The organism is Brevundimonas sp. FV1ye28 (genome assembly GCF_058681135.1).
Genome location: NZ_CM178731.1, coordinates 1,246,959 through 1,265,060 on the forward strand (window position 1 = coordinate 1,246,959; position 18,102 = coordinate 1,265,060).

The window sequence follows — 18,102 nt, forward strand, 5'->3', positions numbered from 1 at the left end:
CGGCCCTCAGCGGCTATGACCCCCGCCAATCATCCGAAAATGGAGCGCCAAATGGCCGACCAGACCCTGACCCTGACCCTCGACACCGGTGACGTCGTCATCAAGCTGCGCCCCGATCTGGCGCCCGGCCACGTTGCGCGCATCACCGAACTGGCATCGGAAGGCTTCTACGACGGCGTCGTCTTCCACCGCGTGATCCCCGGCTTCATGGCCCAGGGCGGCGACCCGACCGGCACCGGCACCTCGGGCTCCAAGAAGCCCAACCTGAAGGCCGAGTTCTCGAAGGAGCCGCATGTCCGCGGCGTCTGCTCGATGGCTCGCACCAACCAGCCCGACACCGCCAACTCGCAGTTCTTCATCGTCTTCGACGACGCCACCTTCCTGGACGGCCAGTACACCGTCTGGGGTCAGGTGACCGAAGGCATGGAACATGTCGACGCCCTGCCCAAGGGCGAGCCGCCGCGCGCGCCGGGCAAGATCGTCAAGGCGACGGTCAACTAGAACGGAACAGGGCGGCCTTCGCGGGCCGCCCTTTTTCTTGGGCGATCAGTCGCCGCCGTACCAGTTCAGCTTCACGCCGGACCAGGTCTGGTCCCCGACCCGCAGCGTGGCCGTGATCGCCGGCTCCTCGACCCCGCCCAGATTGCGCCGCGCGGTGGCCAGGGTCCCGGCGTTCAACTGACCGTCGAAGGTCACGCGGTCGCCGTTCGCGCTGACGCCCGTCATCCGCACCCGCCCGTCGCTGACGGAATAGCTGTCGGGCAGCACCCGCTCGGTGGTCTCGCCTGGAACCAGGAACTCAAGCATCACGGGCGCGAAGGTCGTCATGCGCTTGCCCGCCTCCCAGTCGGCGAACTCCTGCGCCTGCCCGACGAACAGATACGTCAGCGAGAAATCGCTCGGCCCGATCTGGGCCTCGCCCGCCTGATAGTAGCCGGACAGGTCCTCGCTCTGGCTGTGAGCGAAGGCCCCGCCACCGTCAGGAGCGGTCGCAGACGGACCACCGCCCGGCTCAGCCGGCTTCGACGGGGCGCTGACGAGGTCGCAACCGGCCAGCGCCAGCGCCGCCGCGGTCAGCAATAGGATCGTGCGCATCGACATCTCGTGATTCAGGGCAGACGCAGAAGAACAGGCAGCCAGCCCACAGCCTGAGCCATGTCGACGCTTTCGAAGATCGGGATGGCCAGCAGGAAGACCAGCCCGTCCCGGATCGTGGTCAGGAAGAAACGCGGCCGGATGTTGAGGGTCTCTTCGTCGCGCCATTTCGAAAAATCGGGACCGCAACGCGGCGTGCGCGCCATGTACTCACGGTAGGCCGCTCCGAACTCCGCCGACAGCCAGGCCTCTTCCTTGGCGATCGTGAAATGGAAGACCACCACGGCGATCAGAACGAACAGGCAGGCGATCGCCATGCTTCCGGTCTGGGCGCCGATGCCGAACGCCCCGGCATAGCTGAACAGATAAAGCGGGTTGCGGCTGATCGAATAGGGGCCGGTCGAGACCACCTCGGCCTTCTTGCGACCGCCGATGTAGAGCGAGCACCAGGCGCGACCGACGATGCTCAGGACGATGGCGCCCAGGCCGAAGGACTCGACGGCTTCATGTGTCGGGCCCTGCCCCCACCAGGTCGCGCTGAACATCGCCAGGATGACGACCGCCAGCAGCGACACCCCGATGGCCCATTTGCGAATCTTCTGGATGCGTTGAAGGTCGAACGCGTCCGTCCCTGCCGTCGTCATCGTTGTTCCAAGCCCCCTCGGTGATCCGCGACGAAGCGCCGATATCCCGGTCAGTGCAAGGACTATCTTTGCGACTGAAAGTCGGCTGCTATCAACGGTCCAGGCCTCGATCCAACGCCTGGAACGACGACCAGGACAGCTCGACCGCGCTCTGGAATACCGACGGTGTGATCCGCTCGAAGTCGTCCGTCGCCCGGTGATAGTCGGGGTGGTAGTTCACCCCCAGATACAGGAACGGAACGTTCGCGCGGAAGAACGGCCCCTGGTCCGAGGCCTCGACCCAGTTGTCCGCGCCCGTGTCCTGGGGCGTATCCTTGCCGAAGGCCAGGGACACCGCGCCGTTGGCCGGAATGGGCTCCAGCAGCGGACGGAAGGTCGGGTTCTGATAGGTGCCGGTGACCCACAGCTTCCCGTCCGTCTCGGCCCGCGCGATCATGTCGAAGTTCAGGTTCATGGCGATGGACGCCAGCGGCACGGGCGGCGCCTGCACGAAATGCTTGGCGCCCAGCAGTCCCCTCTCCTCGCCGTCGAAGGCGACGAAGATCACACTGTGCTCGGGCTTGGCGGCCATCAGGCGGGCCGCGATCTCCAGCATGGTCGCCACGCCCGAGGCGTTGTCGTCGGCCCCGTTGAAGACCTGTCCGCCGTTGACGCCGACGTGGTCGTAGTGGGCGGTCACGACAATGTAGCGGTCAGGCACGCGCGTGCCCTCGATCAGACCCAGCACATTGACGCCGTTGAAAGTCTTGGCGCCCTCGCGCGTGCGGCCCTGGGCCTCGAACGGCTGCAGCCGCCCGACCGGCGGCGCGCCGACGCCGATGGCCTCCAGCCGCGACACGATATAGGCCCGTGCCCGCTCGCCGCCCGGCGCGCCGGTGTCGCGCCCTTCCATGTCGTCCGCCGACAAGATGCGGACATCGGCCATCAGTTGGTCGTAGCTGACCGCGGCGGCGACCTCAGCGGGTGCCTCGGCTGTCGGCGGTGTCTCATTCATGCCCGCGCAGCCGGCGAGGACCAGAAGGGCGACTGAAGCCAGGGACGCGGCGCGAAGGGTGCGGGACATGAAGACTCTCGAATTGGGTTAGTTCGGCATAACTGTCCGCGCCCCGCGCGTCCGCTTAAATTCGTGTCATGCAAACCTCCGTGCACCCCGGCGAAGGCCGGGGTCCAGATCACGGACTCGATCGCTGGGACCCCGCCTCGGATCCGAACGTTCTCGACGGTGATTCCCATCTGGACCCCGGCCTGCGCCGGGGTGCACGGTGAGGGTTGAAGTCTCCACGCGGATCGTCACACAGACCCCATGGCCGAACCCTCCGTCGAATCCCTGAGCGAAACCGAAGCCGAGGCCGAACTGTCCCGACTGGCCGCCCAAATGGCCCGCCACGACGCCCTCTACGCCGAGGCCGCGCCCGAGATCAGCGACGCCGACTACGACGCCCTGCATGTCCGCAACCTCGCCATCGAGACCCGCTTCCCCGCCCTGGTCCGCGCGGATTCGCCGTCGCGGAAGGTCGGTGCCCCGATCTCCAGTCAGTTCGCCGAGGTGCGCCACGGCGTGCCCATGCTGTCGCTCGACAACGCCTTCGACGACGGCGACGTCACAGACTTCGTCGCCCGCATCCGCCGCTTCCTGAACCTGCCCGCCGACGAGGTCATCGCCTTCGTCGCCGAGCCCAAGATCGACGGCCTCAGCGCCAATCTCCGCTACGAGAACGGCGTCCTGGTCCAGGGGGCGACACGCGGCGACGGCCGCGCGGGCGAAGACATCACCGCCAATCTGAAGACCCTGGCCGACATCCCGCAAAGACTGAAAGGCTCGGGCTGGCCCGCCCGGATCGAGGTGCGCGGCGAGGTCTATGCCCCCAACGACGCCTTCGCCGCCTTCAATGCCGAGGCCGAGGCCGCCGGTCGCCGCACCTACGCCAACCCCCGCAACTTCGCCGCCGGCTCACTGCGCCAGATCGACCCGACGGTGACCGCCCAGCGGCCGCTGCGCTTCTTCGCCTACGCCTGGGGCGAGACCTCGGAGCCGTTCGCGGAGACGCAGGCCGAAGCGCTTGAAAAGTTCGAAAGCTGGGGCTTCCCGGTCAATCCGCGCTCCACACGCGTCGAGGGCGCCGAGGGGCTGATCGGCATCTACCACGGCCTCGAAACCGATCGCGCCGGCCTCGGCTACGACATCGACGGCGTGGTCTACAAGGTCGATCGCCTGGACTGGCAGAACCGCCTCGGCTTCGTCTCACGCAGCCCTCGCTGGGCCATCGCCCACAAATTCCCGGCGCAACAGGCGACGACGGTGCTCGAAGGCATCGACATCCAGGTCGGCCGCACCGGCTCCCTGACCCCCGTCGCCCGTCTCGCCCCCGTCACCGTCGGCGGCGTCGTGGTGCGAAACGCCACCCTGCACAACGAGGACGAGATCGCGAGGAAGGACGTCCGCATCGGCGACACCGTCGTCCTGCAACGCGCCGGCGACGTCATCCCCCAGATCGTCTCGGTGGTCCCCGAAAAGCGTCCCGCCGACGCCGTCCCCTACGTCTTCCCGACCCACTGCCCCGTCTGCGGCTCCGAGGCCGTGAGGCCCGAGGGCGAGGTCCGACGGCGCTGCACCGGCGGCCTGATCTGCGCCGCCCAGCTGGTCGAACGGCTCAAGCATTTCGTCAGTCGCCGCGCCTTCGACATCGAGGGTCTGGGCGAGAAACAGCTGATCGCCTTCCACGAACGCGGCTGGATCCACGAGCCCGCCGACATCTTCCGCCTCGCCCGCGACGCCGGGAAGCTCGATGCCCTGCGCGCCGAGGACGGCTACGGCGAGACCAGCGTCAAGAACTTGGTCGCCGGCATCGACGCGCGGCGCACCATCACCCTGGAGCGACTGCTGTTCGGTCTCGGCATCCGCGACATCGGCGACCAGACCTCCCTGCTGCTGGCCCGCCATTTCGGCGACTGGAAGAGCTTCCACGCCGCCGCTCTCGAGGCCGCCTCCGGCATTCCCTCGCCCGAATGGACCCAGTTGGCCGAGGGTCATGGCGTCTCCGCCCGCACTCTGTCGGTCATGGCTTCAGCCCAGCTGTCGCCCGTCGATCCCTGGCCCGAGGCCCCGCTGGACCAGAAGCTGGCCCTTGCCTTCCCCGGCGTCGCCACGCCCGCGCGCCGCGCCCTCGCCGAACTGACCACGGACTGGTCCAGCATCGTCGCGCTGGCCCGCATCGCGCGCGAGGACGGCCCGTCGATGACGCTGGGCGAAATCGCTGGCATCGCCGGCGTCGGCCCCGTGGCCGCCCGCGCGGTCGCAGAGTTCTTCCACGAACCGCACAATCGCGAGGTCGTCGACGCCCTGGTCGCCGAACTCACCACCATCGAGGATGCCGAACGTCCCAAGGCCGACACCCCCGTCGCCGGCAAGACCGTCGTCTTCACCGGCTCGCTGGAACGCTTCACCCGCGACGAGGCCAAGGCGCGGGCCGAAAGCCTCGGCGCCAAGGTCTCCGGCTCGGTGTCGAAGAAGACCGACTACCTCGTCGCCGGCCCCGGCGCCGGTTCCAAGCTGGCCGACGCCCAGAAGCACGGCGTCGCCGTCCTGACCGAAGACGAATGGCTGGCCCTCATCGGCGGCTGACCGGCGCCACGAAAAGCGCCTGATCCGCGTTCACCAAGCCAGACCCTCACGGAGTAAGCATCCCATGATCCGCACCCTCGCCCTCGCCGTCCTCGCTGTCACGGCGCTGGCCGCCCCCGCCTCGGCCCAGACCGCCGACCCGACCGGCCTGTGGCAGACCCCGACCAATGGCGGACAGGTCCGCATCGCCCGCTGTGGTCAGGCCCTGTGCGGGACCCTGGTGTCCTCCAGCCACATCCGGTCCAATCCGAACGCCCTGGACGAGAACAACTCCAACCGGGCCCTGCGCACCCGCACCCTGCGCAACCTGCCCATGCTGACCGGCTTCACCGGCGGCCCGAGCGAGTGGCGCGGCGGGTCGGTCTACAATCCCGCAGACGGCCGCACCTATCGCGGCACGATCACGATGACGAACGCCAACACCCTGAACCTGCGCGGCTGCGTCGTCGCGCCCCTGTGCCGCAACCAGACCTGGACCCGCGTGCGCTGAGGCAGGCTCGGCGCACGGGACCTGGGTCCGGCGTCATCAGCGGTTGAGCGCGCTCCGGGCCGCCTCGGCATAGCGGTGGCCCGAGGCGGCGTTCTTCGGGAACACGGCCTCGATGTCTTCCAGGTCCTCGGGGGTCAGGACGATCTGGGCCGCCGCCGCATTGTCCTCCAGCGTCGCGATCCGGCGCGTGCCCGGGATCGGGACCATGTGGTCGCCCTGCGCCAGCACCCAGGCCAGAGCCAGCTGCGCCGCCGTCACGCCCCGGTCGTGGGCGATGGCCTTCACCGCCTCGACCAGGTTCAGATTCTTCTGAAAATTCTCGCCCATGAAGCGCGGATTGCTCCGGCGGAAGTCGCCCTCGTCCAGATCCTCGATCGTCTTGATGTCACCCGACAGGAAGCCGCGTCCGAGGGGGCTATAGGGCACGAACCCGATCCCCAGCTCGCGCACGGTCGCCAGGATCTCGTCCTCCGGCTCGCGCGACCACAGCGAATATTCGGTCTGCAGGGCCGTGATCGGATGGGTCGCATGGGCCTTGCGGATCGTCTCCGGGGCCGCCTCTGACAGGCCCAGGAACCGGACCTTGCCCTCGGTCACCAGCTCGGCCATCGCACCCACCGTCTCCTCGATCGGCGTGTCCGGATCGACCCGGTGCAGGTAGTAGAGATCGACATGGTCCATGCCGAGCCGCGTCAGGCTGCCCTCGATGGCGCGGCGCACATTGGCCGGTGACCCATCGACCTTCAGGGCCGTGCGGTCCGCATTGTAGCCGATGCCGAACTTGGTCGCGACGAAGGCCCTGTCGCGCCGATCCGCCAGCGCCTTGCCGACCTGGATCTCGTTGGTGTGCGGGCCATACATCTCGGCCGTGTCGAAGAAGGTGACGCCCAGTTCCAGCGCACGGTGGATTACCGCCGTCGCCTGGCCTTCGTCCGACGGCGTGCCGTAGAAGGCCGCCATTCCCATGCACCCCAGGCCGATGGCCGAAACTTCAGGACCGTTCGGTCCGAGACGACGGGTCTTCATGGGGCAATCTCCTGCGGGTGTCTGAGATCGGAACGTCGGCGCCGCCCGACCGATCCGCAAGGTCAGACTGCCGAAACGATATCCGTTTGGGAGAAGTCATCGCCCTTGAACAGGAGCGGCTCGCCGGTCTGCTTGGCCAGGGCGTAGGCGAAGCAGTCGCCGAAGTTCAGTCGGGCGGGGTGGAAACGCCTGCCAAAGCTGCGGTTGGCCGCCCGGGCCCGCGCCGCCAGGTCGGCGTCCACCGCGACAACGACCAGATTGAGGGCCGAGAGAAGGGCGTCGACAGCGGCAGACAACTGGTCGTCCTTCCGACCGTCGATGACGAGCATGAGCTCAAACAGATTGGCCGCGGTGATGGACGCCCTCTCCCCCACCCGGCTCGCATGACGAAACCGCTCGAGATACGCGCCCGCCTCGGGCTCATCCACCAGGATGGCGACCAAGGCCGAAGTGTCGACGATCAAATCGGCTCCCCGGTTTCCTCGTCATACAGATCGGCCGTCGGGTCCGGGTCACTGAGAAACGAGTCCGGCAGCCGGGCTCTGATGTCAGCCAGCAGGGCTTGAATACGGTCCATGTCGAGTTCCTTCGGACGCGGCTTCAGCCGATCGCGCCGTTCCTCCAGCGAATGGATCACCGCATCGGTCAGCGTCTCGCCGGCGGCCTCGGCCACTTCGACGGCGAGTTGATGCGCGCGAGGGTTCTTGATGTTCAGCATGGTAGAAAGCCTTCTACTACACGCCGTCACCCCCTCAAAGCGGCGCGCACTGGGCTTCGAGCCAGATCTTGGCCTCGCCATCCAGCAACGGCCCGATCTTGGCCAGCGTCTCGGCATGGTACGCATCGACATAGCCCCGCTCATCGGCTGTCAGCAGGGCGACGTCGATCAGTTTCCGATCCAGCGGGGCGAAGGTCAGTTGCTCGAACCCGTGCATCGGCCGCTCGCCGCCGGGGATTGGCTCGGGCGCTGTCACGACCTGAAGCGTCTCGATACGGATGCCCCAGTGACCCTCGCGGTAATAGCCCGGCTCGTTCGACAGGATCATGCCGGTCAGAAGCGGCTGTGTGTTCACCGCCTTGGCGATCCGCTGCGGCCCTTCGTGGACGCCGAGATAAGACCCCACGCCGTGGCCGGTGCCGTGATCATAGTCATGGCCCGCCATCCACATCGGCGCACGGGCCAGGGCGTCCAGCTGATGCCCGCTGGTCCCGACCGGGAAGCGGATCACGGCCATGGCGATATGGGCCTTCAGGACCAGGGTGAACATGCGGCGCTGGTCGCCCGAAGGCTCGCCGATGGCCATCGTCCGAGTCACGTCGGTCGTGCCGTCCAGATACTGGCCTCCGCCATCGACCAACAGCAGCGAGCCCGGCTCCATCCTGCGGATCGTGCGGGTCACCGGCTTGTAGTGGGGAAGCGCGGCGTTTGGCCCGACCCCGGCGATGGTGTCGAAGCTCAGGTCCTTGAGCGCGCCGGTCTCCTCGCGGAACCGCTCCAGCGCCTCGACCACGCCGCGCTCGTCGGGCAGTTCGACCTGGGCCACCGTATCGACCCAGTGCAGGAACCGCGACAGCGCCGCGCCGTCGCGGATATGCGCCTGACGCGAGCCTTCGATCTCGACCGGGTTCTTGGCCGCGCGCGGCAGGGCGCACGGGTCCATGCCGCGAACCACCGTCGCGCCGACCAGGTCCAGCCGATCGAAGTACCAGGCCGAGGACTGGGCCGGATCGATCAGGACCCTGAAGCCCTTCATCCCCTCCAGCGCCTGACCCAGCTCACCGGGGGCCATCAGGGTCACGTCGTCGCCGAGCCAACCCGGTAGTTCGTTCGTCACCTTGGCCGGGTCCAGGAACAGCATCGCCGTCCCGTTCGCCGCCAGGATGGCCTGGGCCAGCGGCAGGGGCGTGCGGATCACGTCGCCGCCGCGGATGTTGAACAGCCAGGCGATCGACGAAGGCGCGGTGAGGACGACGGCATCGGCTCCGGCGGCGGACACGGCCTCGCCGATCCGCTTGCGTTTGGCGGCGCTGCTCTCGCCCGCATAGCGATCCTCGTGCGGCACGACCGGGGCGCTCGGCTGGGCCGGGCGTTCGGCCCAGGCGGCGTCCACGGGGTTGGCCTCTACGGCCCTCAGACTGGCCCCCGCCTTGCCGGCTGCGCGCTTCAGTGTCGCCAGCGCATCGGGGCTGTGCAGGCGCGGATCGTAGCCGATCACCGCGCCGCTCGGGGCCTTCTCCAGATAGGCCGGGACCCCGCCTTCAACCAGGTCGAGGATCTCGAACTGTTCCGCATCGACCTGGGCCCGCACCTGCACCGTATATCGGCCGTCTGCGAAGACGGCGGCCTTGTCGTTCATCACCACGCCCGCGCCCGCCGAACCGGTGAAGCCGGTCAGCCAGGCCAGCCGGTCGTTGGCGGCGGGCAGATATTCGTTCTGATGCTCGTCCTCGTGCGGGACGAGAAAGCCATCCAGACCCTGCTTGGCCATGGCGGCGCGCACGAGCGGAAGGTGTTTGGCCCCGAAGGCCGGCGAGGTGGTTTCGTCGAAGGACTGGCGCATGCCGCACGCATAGCGCCCCCTCCCGCTTTTGGGGAAGGGGCGAACGCGCGGATCAGGCGGTTCAGTTCTGGGGCGTGGTGCTCGTGATCGTCGCCGAACCGGTCGATGGCGCCGGCTCAGGCGCTGCGGGCACGGTGATCACCACCGGCGGGGGAGTGTTGGCCGCCGCACGGGCGACCTCCGCACGGGCCTCGCTGGTGGCCCGGGCCGCATCGGCCTGGGCGCGAGCCGCATCCATCCGAGCCATGTCGACGCTCTGCTGGGCGCCGGCGATCTGACCTTGCAGCACAGCCTGATCGGCTTGAGCCTGAGCCGCGATGACGTCCGCCTGAGCCTGAGCAAGCTGCGCCTCGGTCTCGTCGTCGTGTCCGCCGGAGGCCAGTATCCACAGCACGGCCACCAGGACCGCAGCGGCCAGCCCGCCCGCGATCCACCAGCCGGTGCTGGATTCACGTCGCACGATCACGGTCTCGGTATAGACGGGCTCGGTCACGACCACCCGTTCGACGGTGGCGTTGGGGTCGTTCGGATCGTAGCTCACTGGAAATGCCTCCACTTGAGCTTGAGCAACGGCCCCGCTTGCCCCCGGTTCCGCTTACGCCATCCGCCGCAGGACCAGCGCACTCCAGGCATCACGGTGGATGCGCCGCTCCAGACGGAAGCCACGCGACAGATAGGCCGCCGACACCCGCCGCTCCTGCGTCCGCAACAGGCCCGACAGGATCGCCACCCCGCCGATCCTCAAGGACATCTTGATGTCCTGCGACAGGGCGACCAGCGGCGGGGCCAGGATGTTGGCGAACACCAGATCATAGGGAGCCCCTGCCCGCACCTTCATGTCGTTCAGGCCCGACGCATGCACGAACCGCGCATTGGCCTGGTTCAGCTTGGCGTTCTCGTTGGCGATCCGCACCGAGGGCGCATCGATGTCGGTGCCGACGGCCAGCGCCGCCCCGGTCCGCGCCGCCGCAATGGCCAGCACCCCCGTGCCGCAACCGACGTCCAGCACCTTCTCGAACCGCTCGCGCTTCAGCAGCTCGTCATAGGCCACCAGGCAGCCGACGGTCGTGCCGTGGTGGCCGGTGCCGAAGGCGGCGCCCGCGTCGATCTTCAGGTTGACCGCGTTTGGCGGCACCCGTCCCTGATCGTGGGCACCGTAGACGAAGAACCGCCCCGCGCGCACCGGCGGCAGGCCCGACAGTGACATGGCCAGCCAGTCCGCGTCCGCCAGCGGTTCGACCTTCACCGTCACGCCGGGATGCTCGGCCAGCCGCGCGGTCAGGGCCTCGACCTCCTCCTCCGACGTCGGGAAGGCGTCGATGCGCCAGATGTCGCGATCCTCGTCTTCTTCCAGAATGGAGTAGGTCGCGCCCTCGAGCAGGACATCGGAATCGATGGCCTCTGCGGCCGCTTCGGCGGCGGCGCGAGAGCCTCGAGCGATTATCTGGACGGGATTATGGGACATTTATTCAAACACCGGTATCATTGCGAATCGATACTATTGAGTTTGCGCCCGTGCTCTCCCGCATCGGTCGCGATCGTTCCAACCGAGGGGTCGGGGAATACATGGCCAAGTCACCGTCTACTGCGTCGCCTAAAGCGCCTAAATCGCCTGCGCCCGCTTCCAAGCCTAAAGCAGCCGTGAAGTCGACTGCGAAAACGGCGAAGCCCGCCGAGGCCAAGCCGGCCGTCGCTGCCAAGCCCGCTGCCGTAAAGGCTGCTCCGGCCGCCAAGGCGCCGGTCAAGGCCGCTGCGAAGCCCGCTGCGAAACCCGCCGCAAAGGCTGCACCGAAGGCTCCGGCCGCGAAGGCTCCCGCCGCCAAGGCCGCTGCGCCCAAGACCACGGTGAAGGCCCCCACGCCGAAGACCGAGGCGAAAGCTCCGGCCAAACCCGCCGCCAAGCCCGCTGCCGTCAAGGCTCCGGTCAAGGCCGCTGCCAAGCCCGCCGCCAAGGTTGCACCGAAGGCTCCGGCCGCCAAGCCCGCCGTGGCTCCGACCCCGGCTCCCAAGCCCGTCGCCGCCGCTCCGGCCCCGGCTCCCAAGCCCGCCGTGGCTCCCGCCGCCGCTGCTCCGGCCCCGAAGCCTGCCGCGCCTGCGGCCAAGAAGGGCTTCTTCGACAAGCTGGCCGACGCGATCTTCGGCAAGCGCTAGGCTGAGACCTGAAACGACAAACGCCGGGCGGTTCGCACCGCCCGGCGTTTTCATGTCTGGTGTTCGTCGCCGAAGTCAGTCGGCCGGCAGGTCTTCCGCCAGGATCGCCATTTCGAACATGAAGCTGCCGTCCTCGTCCTCGTCATCGAAGACGACGCCGATGAACTCGTCGCCGACATAAACCTCGGCCGAGTCCGTGACCTTGGGACGCGGTTTGACCACGATGCCGCCGGTGTTGAAGGTGCGCTTCAGGTGCGCTTCGATGCGCTTCATATCTGCGGTGTTCACGGCGGGGCCTCGGTGGTCTGGATTGAAGGCGCGGACCCTAGAGAAGCCGGATCGGCATGGAAACCCTCAGATCACGAAGTCATAGACGATGTCGGCCAGCGTATGGTCCATCGTCCGAGCCGGCGTGGCGTCCGTCGGACAGTTGACCACGCGCGCCGGAACCCCCGCCACGGTGCAGCCGGCCGGCACCGGCTTCAGCACCACGGAGCCCGACGCCACCTTGGCGTAGTCGCCGACCACGATATTCCCCAGCACCTTGGCGCCCGCACCCAGCAGCACGCCCTTGCCGATCTTCGGATGACGATCGCCGCGCTCGGCGCCCGTCCCGCCCAGGGTCACGCCGTGCAACATCGACACCTCGTCGCCGACCACCGCCGTCTCGCCGATGACGATGCCCGTGCCGTGGTCGAGAAACAGACCCGAGCCCAGCTTCGCGCCCGGATGGATGTCGATCTGGAACAGCTCCGAGATGCGGCTCTGGAAGTGGAAGGCCAGGGTCTCGCGCCCCTGCGTCCACAGCCAGTGGGCCACCCGCGACGCCTGCAGCGCCTGGAAGCCCTTGAAGTAGAGGAACGGCTGCAACAGCGTCTTGATCGCCGGATCGCGCTCGGCCACGGCCTGCAGGTCCGCTTCCGCCGCCGCCACGATGGTCGGGTCCGACCAGTAGGCGAAGGCGCAGACCTCCCGCACGCTCATCGGGGCCAGTTCGGCGTCGCCGATCTTCCTCGCGATCTGGAAGCTCAGCGCATTGGCCAGGTCGAGGTGGGACAGGATGGTCGCGTTCATCAGCGACCCCAGATGCGGCTCGCTCCGCGCCGCGTCCTCGGCGGACGCTCTCAGCTGGCTCCACACACCGTCTTTCGACGCGACGACTTCAAGCTTGGGCATGACCGGCTCCATGACGCATCATACCCGCGTCAGCATGGCATGCGCCAGCCAGCCCGGGATCAGCGACTCCCTGGCCATATGATAGGCGCGCAGGGCCGTCGCCACCGTCATGGCGTCGCGGATCGCGCCCCTGTCGATCTCGCGGATCAGGGTCATGAAGGGCACGCGGGCCAGGGCGATGACCTCGGTCGGATCCGGGTCCTTGTCGACCTCCGATAACTCCCACGCCAGCCAGCAGATCGCCCGCTCGTCGGTGACCGAGTTGGACAGCTCCATCCGCAGCACCTCGCGCCAGGTCTTGGCCGCCAGCCCGGCCTCCTCGGCCAGCTCGCGCTTGGCGCCCTCCAGCGGGTCCTCGTCAAAGGGCGCTCCGCCCTCCGGCATCTCCCAGGAATAGTTGTCGAGCGCGAACCGCGCCTGTCCGACCAGGGTCACCGTCCCGTCGGCGTGGATCGGCAGCACGCCCGCCGCCAGGTTCTTCGGCCGCATGACCACATAGTTCGCCGCCGCTCCCGTCGGCGCGGTGGCCGGATGCGAGCTGATCCGCATCCAGGGGTTCTCGAACACCGTCTCGTCCCCGTCGCTCTTCCACGCCGGTCTCGCGGGCGGATCCTGATCCCAGAGTGGGACCGGGCGGTTGGTGTCGAAGGCGTCGCGTGAATCAGTCATCGGCGGCATATGGCGCCGCACGGGTCGAACGCCTAGCTAGCGCGTATGACCCTGCCCTCGCCCGTCCCCCTCGGCGCCCCCCTGCCCGCGCCCACGCCGTCCCAGGAACTGCTGACGCGGCTGGCCGTCCGCCGCTCCGCCCCGGCCCAGGCCTTGTCCGCACCAGGCCCCGACGCGGACCAGATCACCGACATCCTGACGCTCGCCGCCCGCAGCCCGGACCACGGAAAACTGACTCCCTGGCGCTTCATCGTCCTCGGCCCCGTCAGCCGTGCCGGGATCGCCGAAAGGCTCGCCGTCATGGCCGTGGCGAAAGGCCTGCCGTCCAAGGCCACCGCCGTCCTCGCCAAGCTGACGGCCGCCCCGACCACCGTCCTTGTGATCTCCACGGCGGCCCCCGCCTCCAAGCCGGTCTGGGAACAGGAGCTTTCCGCCGGCGCCGTCTGCATGAACCTGGAGCACGCCGCCTCCGCCTTCGGCTTCGCCTCCAGCTGGATCACCGACTGGTACAGCTACGACGCCGAGGCGGTGGCCCTGTTCGGCGTGCGCGACGGCGAAAAGGTCGCCGGCTTCATCCACCTCGGCACGGCGACCGAGCCGCTGCTGGAACGCGATCGTCCCGATGTCGCGGCGATCACGACGACCCTTCCCTAGGCTCATCCTCCGGTCGGTGGACCAGCGACACCATCACCACCGAGATGATCATCAGCAGATACCAGCTGCCCAGCTTGGCCAGCGACACCATCACCCACCCCGCCTCCTGCCCCGGATAGGCCCAGGCCCGGCCGAGGGTGCCGAGGTTCTCCGCGAACCAGATGAACAGGGCGACCAGGAAGTATCCGAGCAACAACGGCATCTTCAATCGCATCCGGTCCGCCGTGAACCAGAACCACCCGCGCCAGAACAGCAGCGCCGTCGCCGCGAACAGGGCCAGCCGCACATCAGGCAGCCAGTGATGGGCGAAGAAGTTGACGTAGATCGCCGCCGCCAGCACCCAGGTCGTCCACACCGGCGGATAGCCCCGCACCCGGATGTGGAAGATCCGCTGCACCCGCGCGATGTAGGACCCCACCGCCGCGTACATGAAGCCTGAGAACAGCGGCACGGCACCGATCCTCAGCACCGAGTCCTCCGGATAGACCCACGATCCGTGCGCCGTCTTGAACAGCTCCATGATCGTCCCGGCGATATGGAACAGCAGGATCACCCGCGCCTCGGCCCAGGTCTCCAGCTTCAGCCCCAGCATGGCCGCCTGGATCAGCACCGCCCCGACCACCAGGAAGTCGTACCGCGACAACGGACTGTCCTCGGGCCAGAACAGGAAGGTCACCAGGATCAGCCCCAGCATTGCCCCGCCGAACAGGCAGGCGTAGGCCTGCTTCAGCCCGAACCACAGAAACTCGAGCAAGCCCCGCCGCCAGGCCGACGGCGCGGCCCAGGCCTCCGCCGCCGCCAGCGCGCGACGCCCCCAAGCTTCGAGTGGAAGACGTGACGACCGGACCATGATCCCAGCCTAGGACGTGCCGCCGCGCCGCGCATGCGTGAAATCCGAGGGTTCTGCGAAATCGCCGCGCGTGCGTCCATTCGCCTGCCCAGTCCCGCATGGACCGTGCCGCAAACCATGGTAGTGCGCAGCGATGCTTCGCTTCCTGCGCAAGATGATGGGCCGCATGGGTCTGGCCGGTGCCGTGGTGCTGTCCCTGGCCTTCGCCGCTCCGGCGTTCGCGTCGCATTCCTGCACCGACCCGAGCTGCGCCCCCGCGAGCGAGACGGCCTTCGCGACGGCGTCGGACGCGGGCGACGGCTGCCCCGACTGCGGCCCGGCCTGCGCGAACGGTTGCTGTCATGCCCCGCATCCGGCCGCGGCGTCGGAGCTCGGCCAGCCGTCCGCCCCCATCGGCATCGCCGCCCCCGCCGTCTGGACGCAGGCGGCTCAGCCGCCGCGCGTTCGACCCGCCGGACCCGAGCGCCCCCCGCGCAACTGATCCTCGCCGGGCCTGTCGCCCGGTTCCCGCCGCACAGCCCGCCGGACTTCACGCCGGCGGGTCCCGACGTTTGGACCGGCCGCGCGCCGGACGAGGATCACCATGCAAACCGCCCTACGCCGCCTGCTGGCCGGCGCCGCCTTCTCCCTTCTCACTCCGTGCGTCGTCATGGCGCAGGAGGTTCCCGACGACCACCCCGAAGAGATCGGCCATGAGGAAACCGATCAGGTCGAGGACATCATCGTCCAGGCCACACGCAGTCGCCGCCGCGTCCAGGACGAACCCGTCCGCGTCGAGATCATCGGCCAGGAGGAGATCGAGGAGAAACTCCTCATGCGCCCCGGCAATATCTCGATGATCCTGGCCGAGACCGGCGGGATGCGGGTCCAGGTCACCTCCCCCAGCCTCGGCGCCGCCAACATCCGGGTCCAGGGCATGCGGGGACGCTACACACAGTTGCTGGCCGACGGCCTGCCGCTTTACGGCGGCCAGTCCTCCTCGCTCGGCCTGCTGCAGATTCCGCCCAGCGACCTCGGCCGCGTCGAGGTCATCAAGGGGGCCGCGTCCGCCCTCTATGGCGGCCAGGCGCTCGGCGGGGTGATCAATCTCGTCTCGCGCCGTCCCGGCGATGCGCCGACCGGCGAACTGATCCTGAACGCGACGACGCGCAACGGTCAGGACCTCTCGGCCTATGGCGCGACGCCCCTGTCCGGCGGCTGGAGCGCCTCGCTCCTGACCACCGCGAACCGCCAGAGCACCCACGACCTCGACGACGACGGTTGGATCGACATGCCCGGCTATGAGCGATGGTCGGCGCGCCCGCGCCTGTTCTGGGCCGGACAGGACGGCTCGACCGCCTTCGTCACCATCGGCGGCATGATCGAGGATCGGCGCGGCGGCACGCTGGACGGTCGCCTCGCCCCCGAGGGCCGCCCTTTCCCGGTCAATCAGGACACGCGTCGCCTGGACGGCGGCCTGGTCTACGACAAGCCGCTCGGCGACTGGGGCTTCGCCCAGTTCCGAGCCTCGGGCGTGGACCTCGACCACCGCCATGTCTTCGGCACCCTGGTCGAGAAGGACAGCCACCACACCTGGTCGGCGGAGGCCTCGATCTCGGCCGACGCCTGGGGCGCGTCCTGGCTCGGCGGCGTCGCCATCCAGACGGACGAATACGACTCCGACGCCTTCGCGGCCTTCGACTACCGCTACGAGGCTCCGGCGATCTTCGCCCAGGTCGAACGCGATTTCGGCCCGGATATCACCCTGGCCGCCAGCGCGCGCTACGACGATCACAGCCGCTACGGCGGACAATTCAGCCCGCGCGTTTCCCTGCTCTACAAACCCGGTCCCTGGACCGTCCGCGCCTCGGTGGGTCAGGGCTTCTACGCCCCCACCCCCTTCGTGGAAGAGACCGAGGCCGCCGGCCTGTCGCGGCTTGAGCCGCTGGGCGACCTCGAAGCCGAGACCGCCTCGACCGCCTCGCTCGATTTCGGCTACGCCTCGGGTCCGTGGGAGACCAACCTGACCCTGTTCGGCTCGGACATTCAGGATGCGGTCGGCCTGATCACCGTGGCCCCCGAGCGCGTGCGGCTGGACAATATCCCCGGCGTCACGCGCACTCGCGGCCTCGAAGCGCTCGCACGCTGGCGGATGGCGCCCTTCGTCGTCACGGGCAGCTATCTCTACGTCGACGCCAGCGAGCCAGAGGCGACCGGCGCGGGCCGCCGTGACGTGCCGCTGACGCCCCGGCACTCGGCCGGCGTCGTCGCCATGTGGGAGGAACACGATCGGGGCCGCATCGGCTTCGAGGCCTACTACACGGGGTCCCAGCCGCTTGAGGACGACCCGTATCGCACCACGGGCGGTCCCTATTGGGAACTGGGCCTGCTCGGCGAGGTCGTGATCGCGGAACGCTACCGCGTCTTCCTCAACCTGGAGAACCTGCTGGACGTGCGCCAGACGCGCGAAAGCCCGCTTGTCCGCCCGTCACGCGCGCCCGACGGCCGCTGGACCGTCGACGCCTGGCGACCGCTGGAAGGGTTCGTCGCCAACGCCGGCATCCGTATCCGCTTCGGCGGATGAGGCCTCAGCCCCGCCCGCGATAGGTCGGCACGCCCTGGTCGGGCAGCCACAGGCCCTCGGGCGGGGTTCCGGTCTGCCAGAAGACATCGATCGGGATGCCGCCGCGCGGATACCAGTAGCCGCCGATCCTCAGCCATTTCGGGGCCAGCAGGTCGGCGATCCGCTTGCCGATGGCCACGGTGCAGTCCTCGTGGAAGGCGCCGTGGTTGCGGAAGGCGGTCAGATACATCTTCAGCGACTTCGACTCGACCAGCCAGTCGCCCGGCGCATAGTCGATGACGATGTGGGCGAAGTCCGGCTGGCCCGTCACGGGGCACAGCGACGTGAACTCCGGCGCGGTGAACCGGGCCAGGTACAGGGTGTCGGAATGCGGATTGGGCACACGCTCCAGCACCGCCTCTTCGGGCGACGTGGGCTGGACGATATGCTGGCCGAGCTGGCTCAGGCCGGAGGTGTCGGTGGTCATGCGGCGGGATTTAACGCGGCGCCGCCCTCCTGTCTCCTCCCCGCGATCCGCATGGGCAGGGTGACGCGGCTGGAACATCCGGCGGCGGCGACATCCGATTCTTCCTCCCCGCGCCTTCAGTCCCGCGCCTGACCG

21 protein-coding genes are annotated in these 18,102 nt (G+C 68.6%); 7 read left to right on the forward strand and 14 right to left on the reverse strand.

All coding sequences use genetic code 11. From position 1 onward, the window contains the following. Positions 1-51: 51 nt before the first annotated feature. A complete protein-coding gene (locus tag ACW171_RS06235) occupies positions 52-501 on the forward strand; it encodes a peptidylprolyl isomerase (RefSeq protein ID WP_492096218.1) in 450 nt (149 codons plus the stop codon). Between the two features lie 45 nt (positions 502-546). Here the strand turns inward: ACW171_RS06235 and ACW171_RS06240 are convergent, their stop codons facing one another. The 3 genes from ACW171_RS06240 to ACW171_RS06250 form a co-directional block, all read right to left on the reverse strand. Then, a complete protein-coding gene (locus ACW171_RS06240) occupies positions 547-1,095 on the reverse strand; it encodes a hypothetical protein (protein WP_492096219.1) in 549 nt (182 codons plus the stop codon). A 14-nt stretch (positions 1,096-1,109) separates the two neighbouring features. After that, a complete protein-coding gene (locus ACW171_RS06245) occupies positions 1,110-1,739 on the reverse strand; it encodes a methyltransferase family protein (protein WP_492096220.1) in 630 nt (209 codons plus the stop codon). Between the two features lie 91 nt (positions 1,740-1,830). After that, positions 1,831-2,802: a M28 family peptidase gene (locus tag ACW171_RS06250; RefSeq protein WP_492096221.1), complete on the reverse strand. Its 972-nt coding sequence runs from the start codon at positions 2,800-2,802 to the stop codon at positions 1,831-1,833. A 240-nt stretch (positions 2,803-3,042) separates the two neighbouring features. On the opposite strand from ACW171_RS06250, the gene ligA reads away from it, so the two are divergent. Next, the gene (gene ligA, locus ACW171_RS06255; RefSeq protein WP_492096222.1) at positions 3,043-5,361 is read left to right on the forward strand and encodes an NAD-dependent DNA ligase LigA; all 2,319 of its coding nucleotides are present in this window, start codon (positions 3,043-3,045) and stop codon (positions 5,359-5,361) included. A 64-nt stretch (positions 5,362-5,425) separates the two neighbouring features. Next, positions 5,426-5,851, forward strand: a complete 426-nt coding sequence (locus tag ACW171_RS06260) for a DUF2147 domain-containing protein (protein ID WP_492096223.1) — start codon at positions 5,426-5,428, stop codon at positions 5,849-5,851. A gap of 36 nt (positions 5,852-5,887) precedes the next feature. Here the strand turns inward: ACW171_RS06260 and ACW171_RS06265 are convergent, their stop codons facing one another. The 6 genes from ACW171_RS06265 to ACW171_RS06290 form a co-directional block, all read right to left on the reverse strand. Next, positions 5,888-6,877: an aldo/keto reductase gene (locus ACW171_RS06265; RefSeq protein WP_492096224.1), complete on the reverse strand. Its 990-nt coding sequence runs from the start codon at positions 6,875-6,877 to the stop codon at positions 5,888-5,890. Positions 6,878-6,939: 62 nt separating this feature from the next. Continuing rightward, positions 6,940-7,341, reverse strand: a complete 402-nt coding sequence (locus tag ACW171_RS06270) for a type II toxin-antitoxin system VapC family toxin (RefSeq protein ID WP_492096225.1) — start codon at positions 7,339-7,341, stop codon at positions 6,940-6,942. Continuing rightward, positions 7,338-7,595 (reverse strand): type II toxin-antitoxin system VapB family antitoxin, encoded by a 258-nt coding sequence (locus ACW171_RS06275; protein WP_492096226.1) that lies wholly within the window; start codon positions 7,593-7,595, stop codon positions 7,338-7,340. Before ACW171_RS06275 ends, ACW171_RS06270 begins: the two co-directional genes overlap by 4 nt. 34 nt (positions 7,596-7,629) lie before the next feature. After that, entirely contained in the window at positions 7,630-9,438 is a 1,809-nt protein-coding gene (locus tag ACW171_RS06280; protein WP_492096227.1) for an aminopeptidase P family protein, read from the reverse strand. Positions 9,439-9,499: 61 nt separating this feature from the next. After that, complete coding sequence (locus tag ACW171_RS06285; RefSeq protein ID WP_492096228.1) at positions 9,500-9,979, reverse strand: hypothetical protein; 480 nt, start codon at positions 9,977-9,979, stop codon at positions 9,500-9,502. 54 nt (positions 9,980-10,033) lie between these two features. Beyond that, positions 10,034-10,903, reverse strand: coding sequence for a 50S ribosomal protein L11 methyltransferase (locus ACW171_RS06290; RefSeq protein ID WP_492096229.1), 870 nt, complete (start codon positions 10,901-10,903; stop codon positions 10,034-10,036). Positions 10,904-11,079: 176 nt separating this feature from the next. Between ACW171_RS06290 and ACW171_RS06295 the strand changes: the two genes are divergently transcribed. Beyond that, positions 11,080-11,589, forward strand: coding sequence for a hypothetical protein (locus ACW171_RS06295; protein ID WP_492096230.1), 510 nt, complete (start codon positions 11,080-11,082; stop codon positions 11,587-11,589). A 75-nt stretch (positions 11,590-11,664) separates the two neighbouring features. Here the strand turns inward: ACW171_RS06295 and ACW171_RS06300 are convergent, their stop codons facing one another. The 3 genes from ACW171_RS06300 to ACW171_RS06310 all read right to left on the reverse strand — a co-directional run bounded on the left by ACW171_RS06300 (position 11,665) and on the right by ACW171_RS06310 (position 13,434). Next, positions 11,665-11,862 (reverse strand): DUF3126 family protein, encoded by a 198-nt coding sequence (locus tag ACW171_RS06300; RefSeq protein WP_492096231.1) that lies wholly within the window; start codon positions 11,860-11,862, stop codon positions 11,665-11,667. 81 nt (positions 11,863-11,943) lie between these two features. Beyond that, positions 11,944-12,765 (reverse strand): serine O-acetyltransferase, encoded by an 822-nt coding sequence (cysE, locus tag ACW171_RS06305; protein ID WP_492096232.1) that lies wholly within the window; start codon positions 12,763-12,765, stop codon positions 11,944-11,946. 18 nt (positions 12,766-12,783) lie between these two features. After that, a complete protein-coding gene (locus ACW171_RS06310; RefSeq protein ID WP_492096233.1) occupies positions 12,784-13,434 on the reverse strand; it encodes an NUDIX domain-containing protein in 651 nt (216 codons plus the stop codon). A 45-nt stretch (positions 13,435-13,479) separates the two neighbouring features. Between ACW171_RS06310 and ACW171_RS06315 the strand changes: the two genes are divergently transcribed. After that, the gene (locus ACW171_RS06315) at positions 13,480-14,088 is read left to right on the forward strand and encodes a nitroreductase family protein (RefSeq protein WP_492096234.1); all 609 of its coding nucleotides are present in this window, start codon (positions 13,480-13,482) and stop codon (positions 14,086-14,088) included. Here ACW171_RS06315 and ACW171_RS06320 read toward each other — a convergent pair. Beyond that, positions 14,069-14,938 carry a DUF817 domain-containing protein gene (locus ACW171_RS06320; protein ID WP_492096235.1) on the reverse strand — a complete coding sequence of 290 codons (870 nt, stop codon included), beginning with the start codon at positions 14,936-14,938 and terminating at the stop codon, positions 14,069-14,071. The two genes, ACW171_RS06315 and ACW171_RS06320, sit on opposite strands and share 20 nt — an antisense overlap. 133 nt (positions 14,939-15,071) lie before the next feature. Here ACW171_RS06320 and ACW171_RS06325 point away from each other — a divergent pair, with 133 nt between their 5' ends. Beyond that, positions 15,072-15,419 (forward strand): hypothetical protein, encoded by a 348-nt coding sequence (locus ACW171_RS06325; protein ID WP_492096236.1) that lies wholly within the window; start codon positions 15,072-15,074, stop codon positions 15,417-15,419. Between the two features lie 102 nt (positions 15,420-15,521). Continuing rightward, positions 15,522-17,501: a TonB-dependent receptor plug domain-containing protein gene (locus tag ACW171_RS06330; RefSeq protein WP_492096237.1), complete on the forward strand. Its 1,980-nt coding sequence runs from the start codon at positions 15,522-15,524 to the stop codon at positions 17,499-17,501. Positions 17,502-17,505: 4 nt separating this feature from the next. On the opposite strand, the gene queF is transcribed toward ACW171_RS06330, so the two are convergent. Further along, positions 17,506-17,967 (reverse strand): preQ(1) synthase, encoded by a 462-nt coding sequence (gene queF, locus ACW171_RS06335; RefSeq protein ID WP_492096238.1) that lies wholly within the window; start codon positions 17,965-17,967, stop codon positions 17,506-17,508. Positions 17,968-18,102 lie beyond the last annotated feature (135 nt).